Here is a 16,916-nt window from a genome sequence, read left to right as displayed (position 1 = left end):
GTCAGCGGGCGCCGAGCAGGTGCTCCAGCGCGAGCTGCTGCAGCCGGACGAAGCCGAAGCCGCGGGCGTTGTGGTAGCCGGCGGCGTCGAAGTCCTCGTAGCTGGAGCGGTCCGCGACCAGGTCCTGGTAGCTCTCGCCCTCGTTCAGCGTCGGCTGCGCCAGCTCCGCGACCTTGGCGTCGGCCAGGGCCTGCTGCACCTCCGGGTCGGCCCGGAACGCCTTGGCCCGTTCCTTCAGCAGCAGGTAGGTGACCATGTTGGCGCGGGCCGATTCCCAGACGCCGGCGTAGTCCTCGGTTCGGCTCGGCTTGTAGTCGAAGTGCCGCGGGCCGTCGTAGGCCGGGCCGCCGTCCGGGCCCCCGTTCTCCAGCAGGTCGACCAGCGAGAACGCGTTCTGCAGGTCGCCGTGGCCGAACACCAGGTCCTGGTCGTACTTGATGCTGCGCTGGCCGTTCAGGTCGATGTGGAACAACTTGCCGGCGTCCAGGGCCTGCGCGATCGCGTGGGTGAAGTTGAGCCCGGCCATCTGCTCGTGGCCGACCTCCGGGTTGACGCCGAACAGTTCGGACCGGTCCAGCGTCTCGATGAACGCCAGTGCATGGCCGACCGTCGGCAGCAGGATGTCGCCGCGCGGCTCGTTCGGCTTCGGCTCGATCGCGAACTTCAGGTCGTACCCCTGATCGGTCACGTAGTCGGCGAGCAGGTTGACCGCCTCGCGGTAGCGGGCCAGCGCTGACCGGACGTCCTTCGCGTGGTCGTACTCACCGCCCTCCCGGCCGCCCCACATGACGAACGTCTGGGCGCCGACCTCGGCAGCAAGATCAAGATTGCGGATCACCTTGCGCAGCGCGAATCGGCGCACCGCGCGATCGTTCGAGGTGAAGCCGCCGTCCTTGAACACCGGGTGGCTGAACAGGTTGGTGGTGATCATGGGGACGACCACGCCGGTGTCGGCGAGCACGACCTTGAGCCGGTCGATCTGGGCGGTCCGCTCGGCGTCGGTGGCCTCGAACGGGAACAGGTCGTTGTCGTGGAAGGTGAGCCCGTACGCGCCGAGCTCGGCCAGCTTGGTCACCGCCTCGACGACATCCAGCGGCTCCCGCGACGGCGCGCCGAACTGATCCTGGCCGACCCAGCCGATGGTCCACAGGCCGAATGAGAACTTGTCCGCAGGGGTGGGGGTGACTGCCATGACTTCAACACTCCTTGATCATCTTTGAATTGTTGCCCTCCGCAACATATTCGCGCACAATCATCATCGTCAACGAAGGCGGGTGCCGTCAACGGAAGGCCGGTGAGATGTCAGCGGGTACGGACTCCTCGCGGCGCCGCAACCTGTCCGCGGTGCTCCGGCTGGTGCACACCCGGCGCGGGCTCAGCCGGGCCGAACTGACCCGGCTGACCCGGCTCAACCGGTCCACCATCGGCGGCCTGGTCGCCGAACTGGCCCAGCTCGGGCTGGTCGTCGAGGCGGAGCCGGCGATCGACGGCGTCGGCCGGCCCAGCCCCAGGATCGAGCCGAATCCGGACGTCCTGGCCGTCACGGTCAATCCCGACGTCGACGCGGTCACGGTGGGACTGGTCGGCCTCGGCGGAGTGGTCCGGGCCCGGGTGCGGCGGGCGACCCGGCGGGTGCCCACCCCCGAGCGGGCGGCCACGGTGGCCGACGGCGTGATCCGGAAGCTGCTCGCCAGGTCGCCCCGGGCACGCGTGATCGGGCTCGGCGTCGGGGTGCCGGGCCTGGTTCGGGAGGCCGACGGCACGGTGGTGCTGGCCCCGCACCTCGGCTGGCGCGATCAACCGGTGGCCGACGTTTTCACTGCAGGTACGTCGATCCAGGCCAGGGTGGCCAACGATGCCCGGCTGGCCGCCGTCGCCGAGGCGACCTTCGGCGCGGCCGCCGGGCACCGGTCCGTGGTCTATCTGAACGGCAGCGCCAGCGGCATCGGCGGCGGCGTGCTGATCGAGGGCCGCCCGTTGCGCGGCCGGTCCGGCTTCGCCGGCGAACTCGGCCACACGACTGTCAACCCGGACGGTGCCCGGTGCCACTGCGGTCGCCGGGGCTGCCTGGAGACTGAGGTCACCCGGGACCGCCTGCTGGCCGCCCTCGGACTCGCCGACGCCGCCCCGGAGGACCTGGAAGGCCGCCTGCTCGCCGACGATTCACCGGCCCGGCCGGAGATCACCCGGCAGCTGGACTGGCTGGCCCAGGCCATGATCGACTTCAGCAACGCGTTCGACCCGGAGTTGATCATCCTCGGCGGCTTCCTCGGCTCCCTGCAAGCCGCCGACCCGGCCCGCCTCGACGACGCGATCGCCCGCCAAGCCTTCGCCGCCCTCGGCACTCCCCCGGAGATCCGCCGAGCCACCCTCGGCCCCGACCTCCCGGTGATCGGCCCCGCCGAGTTGATCTTCGAATCCCTGATCGCCGACCCCAAGTGAGGGCTCAGACCCTCCGTCGAGTGGTGAGTTATCGACGTCGAATTCGACGATCTGCGTCGTTATGTCGCCACTGGATCGATTCACAACGCTGGAGGAGTCCCGACATCTGGCTCAGGAACTAGGGACGCACGACACTAGCTGCCTTGCCCGTGGCGCCGATTCGATCTTCGCTGAGGAGGTCCTGGCGGGCGGTGGCGCACTTGTTGCCGTGCTGCCGTCCGCAGGCTACGCGGAGGCGAAGGGCAAGACGGACGACAGCGACCAAGATCCCGATCCGTTCCCGTCGCCGTGATCTGGCCGATCGGTGCCCCCGCAGCCGCGCGTGACACAAATCTGCAACGCAACGGCCCTCGAAAGCCGAGAAACCGGTTACCGTAGCTGTTGCGCTGCAGATTTGTGTCACCGGCCCCGGTGCCGCTGACGCGTGCCGAAAGCACCGGCGGCGGCGTAGTGATCGAGGGCCACCGCTGCGCCGAGGGTCCGGCTTCGCCGGCGATCGCCCGCTACGCCTTCGCCGCCCTCAGCCCGAGATCCGGTCGCGGCGGAGGGGAACGCGCGGATCACGATCCGTGGCTGCGTGGGCCTTGAGGTCGCGACCGGCGACCAGGTCCGGCCTCCGCCGAGCCACCCTCGGCCGCGACCCCACCGATGATCGGCCCGGCCGAGTTGATCTTCGAACCTTGATCACGCACCCAGACCCTCCGGCGTGACGATCGCCCCGAGATCACCGCCCGCTCAGAACCCGTCCGCGACCGTTACACGCATCCGCGACTCGTGCGTCGGTCGCGGATGCTACGAACAGTCGCGGCCAAGCGCGGATTCCTGGCGGCGGCGAGCGGTAGCCGCCGTCCGGGCCCTCGGGCCCCCGGACCGACCGCGAACCCAGCCCCACGCGGATGCCGACCTCGCCCGGAACCACCCGCGACCGTTACACGCATCCGCGACCGGTACAACAGTCGCGGATCAGGGCAAGGGTCGCGGATACCGAAACGGTCGCCCTTCCGGGCCTCGGCGGCCGCTGAGCGTGGACGATTCCGCCGCTGCTCCCGGGACCGGTCACGAACGCGGTCCCACGCGGGGGTTGGGCCGGCCCTCGATCGATGGGCGCCAGAAGGCGTAGGCCTGGTCGCCGATCGTGTTCGCGATCCAGTGCCGGGGTGGCGTCGCGCCGCGGCGGTCGAATCCTTGGGCGATCGGATCACCGGAACCGTCGCCCGGCCAGAGGCCGTAGAACACGTTGTCCCGATGGGTCCGGTTCGTCGTGCGCCGGGAGGTCTCGTCGTTCGGATTCAGGTAGAAGGTCGCGGTCTCGGCTTCGTTGTAGAAGGCGTTCCTGGTGAACTGGTAGGTCTGTTCGGCCTCGAAGTTCGTACCCGATCGCTCGTGGGTCTCCCAGATCAGCTGCGGATAGCCGCCGGCGATCTCCCGGTCGGGATTGACGTAGTCGGGATGGGTGTCCGGATACTCGACGTCGGGAACCGGCCGGGCCCACAGCGCGTTGCGGTCGAACGTGACGCCGGTGAAGCCGTAGTTGATGTTGAGCAGCCGGCCCTTGCCGCCGATCTCGAGGTTGCGGGTGACCTCGATCCCGGCGTCGGTCGGCCGGGTGCACAGCGTGATCAGCCCGTAGTTGTTGTCGTGGCTGTAGTTGTAGCGCCACACGGTGCGCGGGGAGTCGAGGTCGGGGTCGAGCGCGGCGCCGTCCATCGCGTCGTGGGACAGGTTGTGGTGAACCTCGTTCCATTCGACGACGAAGCGGTGCACGCTGACGGTGAAGACGGAGTTGCCCGAGGCGACCCGGTCGCTGGTGTAGCCGACCTCGTTGTGGTGGAACGATCCGCCGTCGGCCATCCGGATGATCACGCCGTTCTTCCCCGTGTCCAGGATCCGATTCCAGCCGATCTCGACACCGGTCCAGGCCACCTGCTCCCAGGTGTAGCCGCGGTAGACATCATCGGTGCCGGGGGTCAACTCCTTGTTGCGCAAGTTGCTGTCCAGCCACAGGCCCGTCTGGTCGACATGTTCGATCACGTTGTCGGTGATCGTGATCTTGTCGAACCGGCCGATCCGCCACGAGCCGTCCGTGTGCTGCCGGCCGTCGAGCGCGAAGCCGATGCCGCCCGAACGCTTGCCGTCGTTGCCGTCGGGGACGATCAGGCCGGCGACGTCGTGGATGTGGAGATTGTCGATCAGATAGCCCGAGTAGACGGGCTGGGCGGGTTCGTCGACGGCGACCAGCAGTCCGTTCCGCAGGCCCTGGTCGTCGGCGTCGTTGGTGAGTTCGAGATCGCGCACCTGAACGTGCTCGGCGTTGTGGATCAGAACGGTCGCGGCCAGCTCGGCGTCCGCGGCGAACGATCCGTCGATCCGCGGTCGCGGGCCGTTCCCGTACGCCCCGACGACGATCGGGGCGTCCGCCCGGCCGGAGTCGTCGATGACGATGTTGCCGGACCAGGTGTCGCCGGCCCGGAACAGCACCCGGTCACCCGGCCGGAAGGTGGCCTCGTTCACCCGCTCGGTGGTCGCCCAGGCGGCCCGGGGATTCCGGCCGGACGCGTCGTCGGAGCCGCCCCCGGCGTCGACGTAGAAGGTGCGGCCTGGCGTCTCCGCGTGCGCGGCCGGCGCGATCGTGATCATGGCCGACAGCAGCACGGCGGCGGTGATCAAGGTGACGGGTGGTCTCGGCTTCATCGGGAGGCCCTCCTCGCACGCTCACTCAGGAATCGTGCAATCGATTGCACGATCGTAGGAGGAACAGTCGTCCGAGGTCAAGGGACACCCAACGCGCCCGGTCCGCCCGGTCGGCGGAACCGTGCCCGAACTTTGGGCTCAGAGGGCGATATGGAAGAAGTAGAGGGCGAACTCGCGGTAGAAGCGGAGGCCGATCGCGGCGATCACGAGCAGGTACCAGACCGCGATGATCGTGATCTTGAAGGCGTCGAGCCGCTGCCCGATCGCCTGGGCCTTGTCCCCCAGCGACCCGTCGGCCAGGGTACGGACGACCGTGGTGGCGACGATCGGGATGGTGACCAGCCAGACCAGCATGCACCAGGGGCAGAGCTTGCCGATCACGTACAGGCTCTGGGTCTGCAGCCAGGTGATGAAGACGCCGGCGAGCACCGTACCCACAGCGAAGCTGATCCGGTACCAGGGCGCGAACCGGGCGCCGGCCAGCAGGCCCGCGCCGAGGGTGATCACGACCGCGAAGCCGCCGATCCCGAGCAGTGGGTTGGGAAAGCCGAACAGCGAGCCGGCCGCGGAGGTCATCACGGGACCGCAGGCGACGAACGGGTTGACGTCGCAAAACAGCCTGGCTTCCGGGTCCTCCAGCAGGTGCAGCCGCTCGATGGTCAGCGCCATCGAGGCGATGAAGCCCAGCGCGCCGGCGATGATCAACAGCAGCGGGTACGCCAGCGACCGGCCCCCGGCCGTCTCTTCGGCCTGGCCGGTCTCGGGCGAACTCACCGCGACCATGATCAGGCTCCGGCCAACTGATGCACCTTGTCGATCAGCTGCTGCCCGACCAGCAGTTCCGACTTCTCGCCGTTGATGATGACGGTCGGGGTGCCCTGGACACCGGCCTTGACCGCCTCACCGGTGTTGCCGGTGATCCAGGAACTGTACTTGCCGTCCTCGATCGCCTTCAGCGCTTCGGGATTGGTCACGCCGTTCTGCTCGGCGAAGGCCTTGAAGTCGGCGTTCTGCCAGATGTCGGTCTGCTCGGTGTGGTTGACGAACAGGGCCGAGTGGAAGGCCAGCCAGTCGGCCGGCTGGTACGCGACGACGGCGGCGCTGGCGTTGCCCGCGGTCTGGCCGTACTGCGACTGGAACTGGATCGGGCGGAAGTTGATCGCGAGATTCCCCTCGCCCAGCAACTGCTCGTACGTCTTCGCGGTGGCGGCGTCGTACTCCTTGCAGTGCGGGCACGAGTAGTCGTAATACATGTCGATGGTGACCTTGGCGTCGGCCGGCCCGATCCGGATCGCGGTCCCGTCGACGATAAGCGGGAGCTCCCGTCCGGCCACCGTGATCGTGGTGTTGGCGCTCGGCCGTCGGTCGTTCTGGGTCACCACGGAGATGATCACGGCCGAGCCGATGATGCCGATCACCACCAGGGCGACGGCGGCGATCACGATGATCTGGGTCAGCCGACCGCGCTTCTGAGCCGCGGCGGCCTGCGCCTTGGCCAGTTCGCGGGCGGACTTCTTGGACCCCCCGGACTGTGACTTCGCCTTCACCGACGCCATCTGATGTCAACCTTTCGTCTTCGTACGCTCGAAGCCTAACAATGCCGCGGCCGTGGCCCCGCCGGCTCCGGCGCACGGCCAACCTGTGAGTTCCTGTGTCATGGGGCGATCTCGACGTCGACGGCGGCCACTGGCTCCGCGAAGGTGGAGGTCCGGGCGGAGATCTCGAACCGCCAGGTCCCGGCGAGCGGGAGGTCGAGGGAAGCGCGGTACGACCCCGCCGCGGCCGGCGAGGTCGTACCGTCAATCGGTCCCAATCCGGATGCCCGATGGATGGCCCGGAGTCGAGGATTCTCGACGGTCCGGGTTTGACGCCCCGCGCGGTCAACGATCGTCAGTTCGACCACGTTCCCGCCGACCCGCCCAGGATCGATGTGTCCGCGGACCGTGATCAGATCGAGATGAACGGTGAAGTCCCGTACCGGCGGACGGGGCGCGGCCGGCACCGGACTGAGCCCGACCAGGACGCCCGCGGTGATCACCGCGAGGACGAGGATCGCCGCCTCGTTGAGCGCGCCGCGCCGCAGCCGGCGGAGGGCCGCGGTCCCGGTCCGGGCCTCCCGGATCCGGGGCAGCATCCGGTAGTGGTGGCCGGCGGCGAGGGCGGCCGCGACGGCGGTCAGCCCGATCTTGACCAGCAGCACCCGGCCATAACCGGTGTCGATCAGCGACCGCGGCTCGGGCAGGATCAGCAGCGTCTGCACGACGCCGGTGGCCGCCAGCAGCACCAGCGCGGCCGCGGCGAGGATCGAGAACCGGTCCAGCACTTTCGCGTACGACAGCGCGGCGGAGACCGCCGGCGAGCGGAGCCGGGCGGAGCCGAGCAGGATCACCAGCCCAGCCAGGCCGCCGAGCCAGAGGGCGCCGGTGAGGATGTGCAGCAGGTCGGCCGGCAGCATCAGCCAGACAGGGCCCTTGGCTGCGCCGTGACCCAGCGGCAGCGCGGCGGCGGCGGCCACGACGGCACCGGCGCCGACCAGCAGCCGGCCGGCCCGGCTGCTCCGGTCCGGAGCGACGGCGAGCAGGCCGAGCCCGGCGGCCGCGAGCAGGACGGAGCCGAGGGCGGGCACCAGCGGCGCACCGGTGCGACCCGTGATCACGGCGACACCGATCCAGCCGGCCAGGCCGAGGGCACCACCGCCGAACTCGAGCCGGTGCCGCAGTCTGGCCTCCCCGGTGCGGTGGGGCCCGCCGTCCCGGCGCAGCAGCGTCGTGGCGATGAGGTCGAAGACGGCGAGGCCGATCGCGAGGAGCAGCCCGAGGTACGCGGCGGCCTGGGCGGCGATCCGGAACGGCTCGGCGACGGCGGCCGGGTCAGCCTGGGGTCCGGCCGGCGGCGGGCCGCGGTGTCCGATGGAGAACTCGAGTACGCCGGAGATCGGGTGCGAGTCCTGCGAACCGGCCCGCCAGCCGAGCAGATAGGTGCCGGGCCCGAGGTCTCCGGGCAGGGCGACCCGGAGCTCGTTGCCGTCGGCCGTCGCGGGCAGCGTCCGGGGCGGCCGGTCCGCCGCGTACAGCACGGTCCCGCCGTCGATCGGGCGGACCGGCTGGTCGAAGGTCAGCCGGACCGCCTCCGGCCGGGTCGCGACGACGGCGTCCTCGGCCGGGTCGGTGCCGAGCAGCCGGGCATGCGCCGCCGCCGGCGTTGCGGTGACGATCACACTGACCCCGGCCAGCAGGAGCGCGCTCAGCCAACGGAGGGGCGCGCGGCGGAGAACGGTCAGGACGACGACCGCCTGGTCCTGATCAGGGCGTAGCCGCCGGCCGCGAGCCCGAGCAGACCGGCCACCAGTCCGGCCGGGCCGGTCCAGGCGAGCGACGACGAGTCACGGTTCTCAGCCGACTCCGGTGCGGCGGCCGGTTCCGGGCCGGTCACCTCGAGGGCCGGGGCGGGCGTCTCCAGAGTGTCCGGGTCCTGCCCGGCGGCGGGCACCTGGATCCAGGCCGTCTCGCCCTCGGTGCAGGTCTGCACGGTCGGGAACGCGAGCGTCGTGCCGGCCGCGTCGTCGGGCAGCTTGACCTGGACCTGGAACGTCTGCCGGAGTTCGTCGGGCAGCGGCTGCTCGGCGGTGTAGACGACCTGGTCGACCCGCTCCGTGACGGTGTTCCCGTGGCTGTCGGTCCTCGGCTCGGCCACCTTGGCCCGGACCACCTCGGCCTTCCAGTCGGCGACGACGGTGGGCTTGGTCGTGGTGATCGACTCCGGGATCTTGATCGCGATCTTGGTCGTCGGCGAACCTTCACAACCATGGGGTACGGCGAACGTCAGCACGGCGTACTCCCCCGCGACGGCGCGCTCGGCACTGACCGAGACATGGGCGCCGGCCGGTGTCGCGCCGAGCAGCAGGAGCAGGAATCCGCCGATCACGGCGGGGACAACAGGTCGCATCACGGTCTTCCTCGTTTCGCTGGTCCGAACGCCGATGATTCTACAACTTGTAGAATCGATCTGCGCTCAGGTCGACACGGCAAGCATGGGTACGGTCATGATGATCATGCCGAGCACCATCGCAACGGTCGCGGACCGGTCGGCGACCCGCCGCCCGTGCCGCCGGACCAGCGGTCCCGCGAGGGCGACGGCCTGGCGACTGCCGACCGCCAGGAACGCCACCAGGACGGCGATCCCGGCCAGCGAGGCGATCGGCCCCGGCGGGCGGATGATCATGACGAGGGACATCCAGGACATCCCGAACATCATCACCGCGTGGGTCGGCCAGGTCTCCCGGTCGCCGCTGCACCGGACCCGGGGCAGGAGATACCAGACGCCGGCCAGCGCGAACCCGGTCAGCTGCAGCCAGCCCGACCAGGCCGGCTGGGGCAGCCAGACCATGGCGATCATGGCCACGGCCATGATCACGTGCAGCAGCTGGGAGATCACCCCGGTGCGGCCCGCGCAGCCCCACGGACGGAGCAGCCGGAGCACCCCGTAGGCCGCCACGGCCACGGAGATCACGGTGATCGCCCAGGCGTCGATCATGATCGGAAGTTGCGCAGGCGCAGGCTGTTGGTGACCACGAAGATCGACGACAGCGACATCGCGACGCCGGCGATCAACGGGTTCAGCCAGCCCGCGGCGGCCAAGGGAATGGCGGCGATGTTGTAGCCGAAGGCCCAGATCAGGTTGCCCCGGATCGTCTTCAGCGTGCGCCGGGACAGCTCGATCGCGTCCGGGATCACGCCGAGGTGGCGCCGGACCAGGATCAGGTCCGCCGACCGGAGCGCGATGTCGGTGCCGTTGATCACGGCCAGCCCGAGGTCGGCCGTGGCCAGCGCGGTGGCGTCGTTGATCCCGTCGCCGACCATGGCGACCTTCGCGCCGCCGGCCTGCAGGGACTCGATGGCGGCCGCCTTCTGGGTCGGCAGCACGTCCGCGATCACCGCGTCGACGCCGATCGCCGTGCCGACGGCGTTGGCCGCGCGCTCGTTGTCGCCGGTCAGCAGCACCGTGGTCAGGCCGAGCCGGCGGAGTTCGGCGACCGCCTCGGCGGCCGAGTCGCGGAGCGTGTCGGCGAGCCCGAGCACCGCGACCACCGCGTCGTCGACCGCGACCAGGACGGCCGTCTGTCCCTCGGACTCGGCCGTCGCCAGCGCCTCGCCGGCCGCCTCGGGCACCGCGATCCCGGACCGTTCCATCAGCTTGGCGTTGCCGATCACCACCCGCCGTCCGTCCACCGCCGCCCGGGCGCCCAGGCCCGGTTCGGCGGCGAAGTCGGTCACCGCCGGCTCCGGTGCGTCGGGATCGGCCAGCGCCGCGATCGCGGCCCCGACCGGATGCTCGGAGTGCCGTTCGGTGGCGGCGGCCAGCCGGACCACGTCCGGCTCGGCGAGGTCGCCGACGATCCGTACCGAACGGACGGCGACCGATCCCTCGGTCAGCGTGCCGGTCTTGTCCAGCACCACGGTGTCGATCTCGCCACTGGCCTCCAGCGCGTCCGGTCCCTTGATCACGATGCCCAGCTGGCCGGCCCGGCCGACGCCGACCATCAGCGCGGTCGGCGTGGCCAGTCCGAGCGCGCACGGACAGGCGATGATCAACACCGAGATCGCGGCGCTGGCCGCCTCCCGGACACCCGAGCCCGTGATCAACCAGCCGGCCAGCGTCAACGCCGCGATGATCAACACCGCTGGGACGAACACGGCGACGACTCGGTCCACCAGCCGCTGCACCCGCGCCTTGCGGGCCTGCGCCTGCTCGGCCAGCACCGCCATCTGGGCCAGCTGGGTCTGCTCCCCCACCCGGTCGGCCTTGATCAACATCCGGCCGGTCAGGTTGATCGTGCCGCCCAGCACCGTCGAGCCGGCGGTCGCCTCCACCGGCAGCGGCTCGCCGGTCATCATCGACACCTCGATCGAGGAGGCGCCGTCGAGCACCGTACCGTCGGCGGCGATGGTCTCCCCCGGACGCACGGCGAACGTCTCGCCGACCCGGAGCTCGGCGACGTCAATCACCCGTTCCTCGCCGTCGCGGACCACCCGGACCCGGTTCGCCGCCAGCCGGTTCAGCGCACCCAGCACGTCCGCGGCGGACCGCCGGGCCCGCGCCTCGAAATAGCGGCCGGTGAGCAGGAACGTGGTGACTGCGGCGGCAACCTCGAGATAGATCGAATCGGCGCCGGCCGGCGTGATCCCGTACCCGAGCCAATAGCCGCGGTCATCGGGCGACCCGGTGATCAAGGAAACCACCGACCAGCCGAACGCCGACAACACGCCGAGCGAGACCAGCGTGTCCATGCTGAACGAGCGGTGCGCCAGGTTGCGCAGGGTGGCCCGGTGGAACGGCCAGGCGCACCAGAACACCACCGGGATCGCGATCAGCACGCACAGCCATTCCCAGTACGGGAAGCGCAGCCCGGGCACCAGCGCCAGGGCGATGGTGAGGTTGCCCAGCGGCAGAGTGAGGATGGCCGCGACGGCCAGCCGGCGGCGCAGCATGCCGACCCGGTCCGGCCGGCTGCTCTCGTACCGGTCGGCGCCGGTGTCGGCCGGGATGACGTCGGCGGTGTAGCCCGCCTTCCGTACCGCGTCGACGACGTCCGGCGCCCGGTCCGCGGTGAGCCCGGTGACCACGGCCCGCTCGGTCGCATAGTTGACGATCGCTGTCGCACCGTCGAGCCGGTTCAGCTTCTTCTCGATCCGGGTGGCGCAGGCGGCGCAGGTCATCCCGCCGATCTCGAGCTCGATCCGGTCGGTCCCTTCGGTGGCCGTACCGTTGTTGATCAACTCAGTGCCGGTCATCGCGTACGACCTCCCGATCGGATTCGCGCCGGGCGAGTTCGGCCAGCATCGTGTTGTACGCGTCCAGTTCGTCGTCCCGCCCGCGGACCGTCCGGTCCTTGCGCCGGGCTTCCCGCTGGTCGGACCGGAACCACTGGGCGACCAGCGCGACGATGATGATCAACAACGGCAGCTCGCCGGTGGCCCAGGCGATCTGGCCACCGACCTGCTGATCGGCGGCGAGATCGTGCGGCCAGGCCAGGTCCAGCGAGGTGTAGAAGTTCTCGCCGATGATCGATCCGCCGGACAGCACGGCCACCGCGAAGAAGGCGTGGAACGGCATCGCGGCGAAGACGAAGCCGAGCTTGGCCACGTGCGGGATCGGTCGCGGCGGCGCGTCCACGCCTACGGCCAGCCCGTAGAACAGGCAGCCGATGATCAGGAAGTGCAGCGTCATCAGCTGGTGCGCCCAGTGGTACTTCATCGCGGTGTCGAACAACCCGGAGAAGTAGAGCGCGTAGAACGAGCCGATGAAGATCACCCAGACCACCAGCGGGTGCGTGATCAACCGGGTCGGCCGCAGTTGCAGGAACGCGTTCACCGCGTCCCGGATCCGGTACGGCTCGCCGGGCCGGGACACCCGGGCGGCCCGCTGCAGCAGGGTGATCGGGCCGGACAGCACGATCAGCACCGGGACCAGCATGTTGAACGTCATGTGCACGGCCATGTGCCAGCTGAACATGGCCGACGAGTACATCCAGACCCGGCTCGTGGTGACCACGAGCACGATCAGCCAGGCCAGCGTCCAGGTGATCATCCGGTGCACCGGCCAGTGATCACCGCGTCGGCGCAGTCGCAGGAATCCCCAACCGTACAGGCCGATCGCGGCGACGGCTGCTGCCGCGAACAACAGGTTCGGCCGGCCCGGGAGCAGCATCTCGGCGATCTGCGGCGGGTTCGGGACTTCGAAGCCGAGGTAGTTCTCCTGAGCCGACTGCGGCCACCAGTAGCGCGGCGGGATCATCGCGGTCAGCGCCGCCTGAGCGCCGAGCACGAAGATCATCAGGACCGGATCCCAGCGCGGGGTGATCGCCGTCCGGAGCCGGACCAGCCAGAGCGCGGCCACGATGATCAGCAACGCGAACAGGCCGGCGAGCACCGTCCCGTAACCGGACTGCCAGGGGAGTTCGTCGACGAGCTCGAAGGCCGCGATGCCGACCCGGGTGGCCAGGCTGAGTAGCAGGGCGATCCCGGCGACGAGCCGGTAGCGGGCGATGACGGTCGATTCCCGCCAGGACTCGCCGGCGGCCCAGGTGATCGCGAACCAGGCCGACGAGGCGAGGGTGAAGATCGTTGCCGCGTCGGTGGCCAGGTCATGGCCGGCGCCCACCGAGACCTGGTTGGTGAGCACCGGCGGCAGCCCGGCGAAGGCGACCAGGCCGGCCAGCACCGCGACCGACGGCCAGCTGCCGACGAACCGGGTCAGGATCGCCACCAGGAACGCGATCAGCGAGGTCAGCAGCCAGGCCTGCGACGACTGGTTCGCGGTGAGGAAGTCGCCCGGCGAGTAGAGGAAGTAGGCGACCGGCACGCCGGTGCTGATCGCCGCACTAAACGGTACGGCGGCGAGGGCGGCCACCGCCCAGTTCAGGGACCAGCGGCTGGCGGAGGTGAGGACGTCCAGCTGGTCGGCCGACAGCCGGTGGCCGGACTCGCGCGCGGGCCGGCGGCCGAAGGCGACCACCTGGACCAGCCGGGCCAGCGTGACCAGCGCGCTGACACTGGCGACGAACCCGAGCAGCGCCCCCATCGCGATGGTCACCACGTCGGCCTCGACCCGGCCCGGCAGGCTGGTCTGGGCCGACTGCCAGGCCGCGGCGACCGCCACTCCGCCGGCGGCGACCAGCGTCGCGAGGACGAGGACGACGGAGCGCACGGCGGTGGGCCGGTGCGGAACGACGGGGGCGGTGCGGGAGTCGTCGGCCAGGGAGTCTGTCTCGTCCATCTCGCCGGAGACTCTACGCTAGGCTTCAACGACTTGTAGAAGGAGTGGCATGGTCCGGGACCGGGGCGAACTCGAGGCGAAGGTCATGGCCGCGTTGTGGCGGCACGACAGGCCGTTGACCGCGCGCGAGATCCAGGCTGCGATCGGCGATCCGACGCCGGCCATCACCACCGTCCTGACGATCCTGGAACGGCTCCGGACCAAGGGCCGGGTGCTCCGCGAGGAGACCACCGGATCGACCTACCGGTTCACCGCCGCGAAGTCGGAATCCGAGGACGCGGTGGAGAAGATGCTCACTTCGCTCACCGCGACGGAGGACCGGGCGGCCGCATTGGTCCAGCTGGCCGGCAACCTCGACGCCCGCGACGCGGACACGCTGCGACGGGCCCTGGAGGCCCGCCGGAAGCGGGGCGCTCGGTCATGATCCTGGTCGCGGCGCTGGTCGCGTACACGCTGCTGACGATGTTCCTGGCGCCGCTGCTGCTGGGCCGCGGGCACTGGCGGATCGACCGGCCGCGGCTCTGCCTGTGGCTCTGGTTCGCGCTGTTCCTGTCCGGGCTGGTGTCGGCGGCCGCGGCGATCGGCCTCGCGATCACGTACGGCATCGAGGCCCATCTGGCCGCGAGCCGGGAGGACTGGCTCGTCCCGACCGGCGGCACCGTGCTCGCCTGGATCTCGCTCGGGCTGGCCGGCGGCCTGCTCAGCGTTGTGGGTACGAAGCTCGGCGCCATGATCATCGCCGAGCGGAAGCTGCGGGCCGACTTCGCCCGGCTGATCAGCACGGCCGGCTACCGGCAGGAGACGATCGCCGGGCTTTCCGTGCACTACATCAACTCGCCCCGCCCGCTCGCCTGCGGCCTGCGCGGCCGTACCGCGGAGATCGTGGTCAGTTCCGGGCTCGCCGACCGGCTCTCCCCGGCCGAGGTGCGCGCCGTGATCGAGCACGAGCGAGCCCACCTGCGCGGCAGGCACGACCTGGCCACCCGCCTCGCCGCCCTCAGCTGCGCCTGCCTGCCCACCCTGATCGCCTCCCGGGAACTGCACCGCGCCACCCTGCTGCTGACCGAGCTGATCGCCGACGACGCCGCCGCCCGCCACTGCGGAGCCGGCATCACCGCCTCCGCCCTGGCCAAGCTGTCCACCGGCGACGACCACCTGTTCCACCTCCGCGCCCAACGCCTCCTCCCCGCCTGACGCCAATAAAGACCCGCCGACCGGTCACAAAAGCAGCGGTTCTGGCGGCGTGTCGCTGCGTAAGTGACCGGTCGATCCTGTCCGGCCCACGCCACGACCGCGCCACGGGAACGCGAGTCAGGTTCTCGGATCCGCGCCGCTGCTTCTCCGGTCCGCCGCCCAACGCCGCGCCGCGCGGGTGAACTCCAGCAGCACCGACTCCTTGGCCGTGCCGTAGTCGGCCCGGCTGTCCGGATGGGCGAGGGCGGCTGCCCGCTTCGCCTCGGCGTAGCGCCGGGCGGCGTCGGGGTGTGCGATCAGGTAGTCCCGGAAGTCGCGGTCGGCCTGCGGCGCCGGCGACCGGACGTGGAAGACGTGCAGATGTTCGGTCCGGACGCCGTCGGTGTCCCGCTTGAAGAAGATGTGGTCGGGATCGTCGGCGAAATACTTCGGGTTGTACGTGTAGCCGAGGCCGAACACCCCGGATCCCTTGCCCAGCACGGAATCCGGGTCCGCGGTCGTGACGAGCAGGTCGATGATCGGCTTGGCCGGCAAGCCGGGCACGCTGGTCGACCCGATGTGCTCGATCGTCGCGTCGGCGGGCAGCACCGGTGCCAGCTCGGCGGCGTCGGCGGCGAACCGTACGGCCCAGTCCGGGGTCCACTCGACGACCTCGACCAGCGGGCGCTGCTCGGTCACGATGGCGGAACGTCGAACTCGAGCAGCACCTTGCTGCTCGTCTGGCCGGCGGCCACCTCGAACGCCTCCGCGACCCGGTCCAGCCCGAACGTGTGGCTGATCATCGGCTCGACGTCCAGGCCGTCGGCCAGCAGCGCCAGCGCGTCGCTGATCTCGTCGACGAACCGGTAGCTGCCGCGGTAGTCGATCTCCCGCGACACCAGCGCGGCGAGGTCGGTGGGATGCGGTCCGGCGGGCAGGTTGCCGACCTGGACCAGGACGCCGCCGCGCGCCGTGGCGGCGAGCACCGGGCCGACCGCCGCCGGCGCGCCGGACGCCTCGAACGCCACCTCGACGTCGGCCGGCAACGGCTCCCCGGCGGACAGGTCGATCGCGACGTCGGCGCCCATCCGGCGCGCGATCCCGAGCGGGTACGGGGCGACGTCGGCGACCGTGATCGCCGCGGCGCCGGCGGCCCGGGCGGCGGCGACGACGAGCACCCCGATCGGGCCGCAGCCGCTGACCAGCACGGTCCGGCCGGCCACGTCCCCGGCCCGGTTCACCGCGTGCAGCGCGACCCCGAGCGGCTCCGCGACCGCGGCCCGCCGCAGGTCGACCCCGGAAGGTACGGGACGCAGCTGCCCGACCGGAACGGTCCGAAAGTCCGCGAACCCGCCCGGCGTGTGCGGAGTGAACGCCGCTGACCCGAAGTACCGGACCACCTGATGCAGGTTGGTCCGGCCGGCGATCCGCTCCGGCAGCGGGTCGTCACCGACGACGGTGGCCGGGTGCACGGTGACCGGGTCGCCGACCGCGAGACCCTCCGGTCCCGGGCCGGGCCCGAACGCCGCGATCCGCCCGGACACCTCATGCCCGAGGACCAGTGGTTCGGTCATCACGGCCGCGCCGGTGCTGCCGTGCCGCCAGTAGGAGAGGTCGGAGCCGCAGATACCGCCGAAGGCCATCCGGATCAGCGCTTCGCCGGGTCCCGGTTCCGGGTCGGGCCGCTGCTCCACACGGAGATCGCCCGGCCCGTACGCCACCACGGCCCTCATCGGTCACACCCTGGCATGCGCGGCAGCGTAACCGATGCCACACTCCGCGCCGTTGCCCACCTCGTGACCGAATGACTAATCTGGTCATCAGTCAGACAGGAG

At 70.7% G+C, this 16,916-nt stretch carries 14 protein-coding genes; 3 read left to right on the top strand and 11 right to left on the bottom strand.

Features of this window, described 5'->3' with window-relative positions:
- Position 1: 1 nt before the first annotated feature.
- On the bottom strand, positions 2-1,192 hold the full coding sequence (gene xylA / locus BKA15_RS31600; protein ID WP_179757629.1) for a xylose isomerase: 1,191 nt from the start codon (positions 1,190-1,192) through the stop codon (positions 2-4).
- 107 nt (positions 1,193-1,299) lie between these two features.
- On the opposite strand from xylA, the gene BKA15_RS31595 reads away from it, so the two are divergent.
- Positions 1,300-2,442: an ROK family transcriptional regulator gene (locus tag BKA15_RS31595; protein WP_179757628.1), complete on the top strand. Its 1,143-nt coding sequence runs from the start codon at positions 1,300-1,302 to the stop codon at positions 2,440-2,442.
- 1,056 nt (positions 2,443-3,498) lie between these two features.
- Here the strand turns inward: BKA15_RS31595 and BKA15_RS31590 are convergent.
- The 8 genes from BKA15_RS31590 to BKA15_RS31555 all read right to left on the bottom strand — a co-directional run bounded on the left by BKA15_RS31590 (position 3,499) and on the right by BKA15_RS31555 (position 13,908).
- The gene (locus tag BKA15_RS31590) at positions 3,499-5,133 is read right to left on the bottom strand and encodes a hypothetical protein (RefSeq protein ID WP_179757627.1); all 1,635 of its coding nucleotides are present in this window, start codon (positions 5,131-5,133) and stop codon (positions 3,499-3,501) included.
- Between the two features lie 138 nt (positions 5,134-5,271).
- Positions 5,272-5,907, bottom strand: coding sequence for a vitamin K epoxide reductase family protein (locus tag BKA15_RS31585; RefSeq protein WP_179757626.1), 636 nt, complete (start codon positions 5,905-5,907; stop codon positions 5,272-5,274).
- A gap of 11 nt (positions 5,908-5,918) precedes the next feature.
- On the bottom strand, positions 5,919-6,689 hold the full coding sequence (locus BKA15_RS31580) for a DsbA family protein (protein ID WP_179757625.1): 771 nt from the start codon (positions 6,687-6,689) through the stop codon (positions 5,919-5,921).
- A 98-nt stretch (positions 6,690-6,787) separates the two neighbouring features.
- On the bottom strand, positions 6,788-8,350 hold the full coding sequence (locus tag BKA15_RS31575; RefSeq protein ID WP_179757624.1) for a copper resistance CopC/CopD family protein: 1,563 nt from the start codon (positions 8,348-8,350) through the stop codon (positions 6,788-6,790).
- A 59-nt stretch (positions 8,351-8,409) separates the two neighbouring features.
- Positions 8,410-9,078 (bottom strand): YcnI family copper-binding membrane protein, encoded by a 669-nt coding sequence (locus tag BKA15_RS31570; protein ID WP_179757623.1) that lies wholly within the window; start codon positions 9,076-9,078, stop codon positions 8,410-8,412.
- A gap of 66 nt (positions 9,079-9,144) precedes the next feature.
- Positions 9,145-9,666, bottom strand: coding sequence for a DUF5134 domain-containing protein (locus tag BKA15_RS31565; RefSeq protein ID WP_179757622.1), 522 nt, complete (start codon positions 9,664-9,666; stop codon positions 9,145-9,147).
- Positions 9,663-11,924, bottom strand: coding sequence for a heavy metal translocating P-type ATPase (locus BKA15_RS31560; RefSeq protein ID WP_179757621.1), 2,262 nt, complete (start codon positions 11,922-11,924; stop codon positions 9,663-9,665). The genes BKA15_RS31565 and BKA15_RS31560 overlap by 4 nt, the downstream gene beginning before the upstream one ends.
- Positions 11,911-13,908, bottom strand: coding sequence for a cytochrome c oxidase assembly protein (locus tag BKA15_RS31555; RefSeq protein WP_179757620.1), 1,998 nt, complete (start codon positions 13,906-13,908; stop codon positions 11,911-11,913). Before BKA15_RS31555 ends, BKA15_RS31560 begins: the two co-directional genes overlap by 14 nt.
- 49 nt (positions 13,909-13,957) lie before the next feature.
- Between BKA15_RS31555 and BKA15_RS31550 the strand changes: the two genes are divergently transcribed.
- Together BKA15_RS31550 and BKA15_RS31545 are read left to right on the top strand one after the other, a co-directional pair.
- On the top strand, positions 13,958-14,332 hold the full coding sequence (locus tag BKA15_RS31550; protein ID WP_179757619.1) for a BlaI/MecI/CopY family transcriptional regulator: 375 nt from the start codon (positions 13,958-13,960) through the stop codon (positions 14,330-14,332).
- Positions 14,329-15,102, top strand: a complete 774-nt coding sequence (locus BKA15_RS31545; protein WP_179757618.1) for a M56 family metallopeptidase — start codon at positions 14,329-14,331, stop codon at positions 15,100-15,102. Before BKA15_RS31550 ends, BKA15_RS31545 begins: the two co-directional genes overlap by 4 nt.
- Positions 15,103-15,219: 117 nt before the next feature.
- On the opposite strand, the gene BKA15_RS31540 is transcribed toward BKA15_RS31545, so the two are convergent.
- Both BKA15_RS31540 and BKA15_RS31535 read right to left on the bottom strand, forming a co-directional pair.
- Positions 15,220-15,780 (bottom strand): GrpB family protein, encoded by a 561-nt coding sequence (locus BKA15_RS31540; RefSeq protein WP_179757617.1) that lies wholly within the window; start codon positions 15,778-15,780, stop codon positions 15,220-15,222.
- A complete protein-coding gene (locus BKA15_RS31535; RefSeq protein ID WP_179757616.1) occupies positions 15,777-16,814 on the bottom strand; it encodes an L-idonate 5-dehydrogenase in 1,038 nt (345 codons plus the stop codon). The genes BKA15_RS31540 and BKA15_RS31535 overlap by 4 nt, the downstream gene beginning before the upstream one ends.
- Positions 16,815-16,916 lie beyond the last annotated feature (102 nt).

This window comes from Microlunatus parietis, assembly GCF_013407955.1.
GTDB classification, from domain to species: Bacteria; Actinomycetota; Actinomycetes; order Propionibacteriales; family Propionibacteriaceae; genus Microlunatus; species Microlunatus parietis.
The sequence above is the reverse complement of the archived record's forward strand: the minus strand, read 5'-3'. Positions and strand labels throughout refer to the sequence as shown.

Bases quoted from the DNA above. Each gene is read 5' to 3' on its own strand.
- xylA (WP_179757629.1), bottom strand. From the start codon at position 1,192: ATGGCAGTCACCCCCACCCCTGCGGACAAGTTCTCATTCGGCCTGTGG.
- BKA15_RS31595 (WP_179757628.1), top strand. From the start codon at position 1,300: ATGTCAGCGGGTACGGACTCCTCGCGGCGCCGCAACCTGTCCGCGGTG.
- BKA15_RS31590 (WP_179757627.1), bottom strand. From the start codon at position 5,133: ATGAAGCCGAGACCACCCGTCACCTTGATCACCGCCGCCGTGCTGCTG.
- BKA15_RS31580 (WP_179757625.1), bottom strand. From the start codon at position 6,689: ATGGCGTCGGTGAAGGCGAAGTCACAGTCCGGGGGGTCCAAGAAGTCC.
- BKA15_RS31570 (WP_179757623.1), bottom strand. From the start codon at position 9,078: ATGCGACCTGTTGTCCCCGCCGTGATCGGCGGATTCCTGCTCCTGCTG.
- BKA15_RS31565 (WP_179757622.1), bottom strand. From the start codon at position 9,666: ATGATCGACGCCTGGGCGATCACCGTGATCTCCGTGGCCGTGGCGGCC.
- BKA15_RS31560 (WP_179757621.1), bottom strand. From the start codon at position 11,924: ATGACCGGCACTGAGTTGATCAACAACGGTACGGCCACCGAAGGGACC.
- BKA15_RS31555 (WP_179757620.1), bottom strand. From the start codon at position 13,908: ATGGACGAGACAGACTCCCTGGCCGACGACTCCCGCACCGCCCCCGTC.
- BKA15_RS31550 (WP_179757619.1), top strand. From the start codon at position 13,958: ATGGTCCGGGACCGGGGCGAACTCGAGGCGAAGGTCATGGCCGCGTTG.
- BKA15_RS31545 (WP_179757618.1), top strand. From the start codon at position 14,329: ATGATCCTGGTCGCGGCGCTGGTCGCGTACACGCTGCTGACGATGTTC.
- BKA15_RS31535 (WP_179757616.1), bottom strand. From the start codon at position 16,814: ATGAGGGCCGTGGTGGCGTACGGGCCGGGCGATCTCCGTGTGGAGCAG.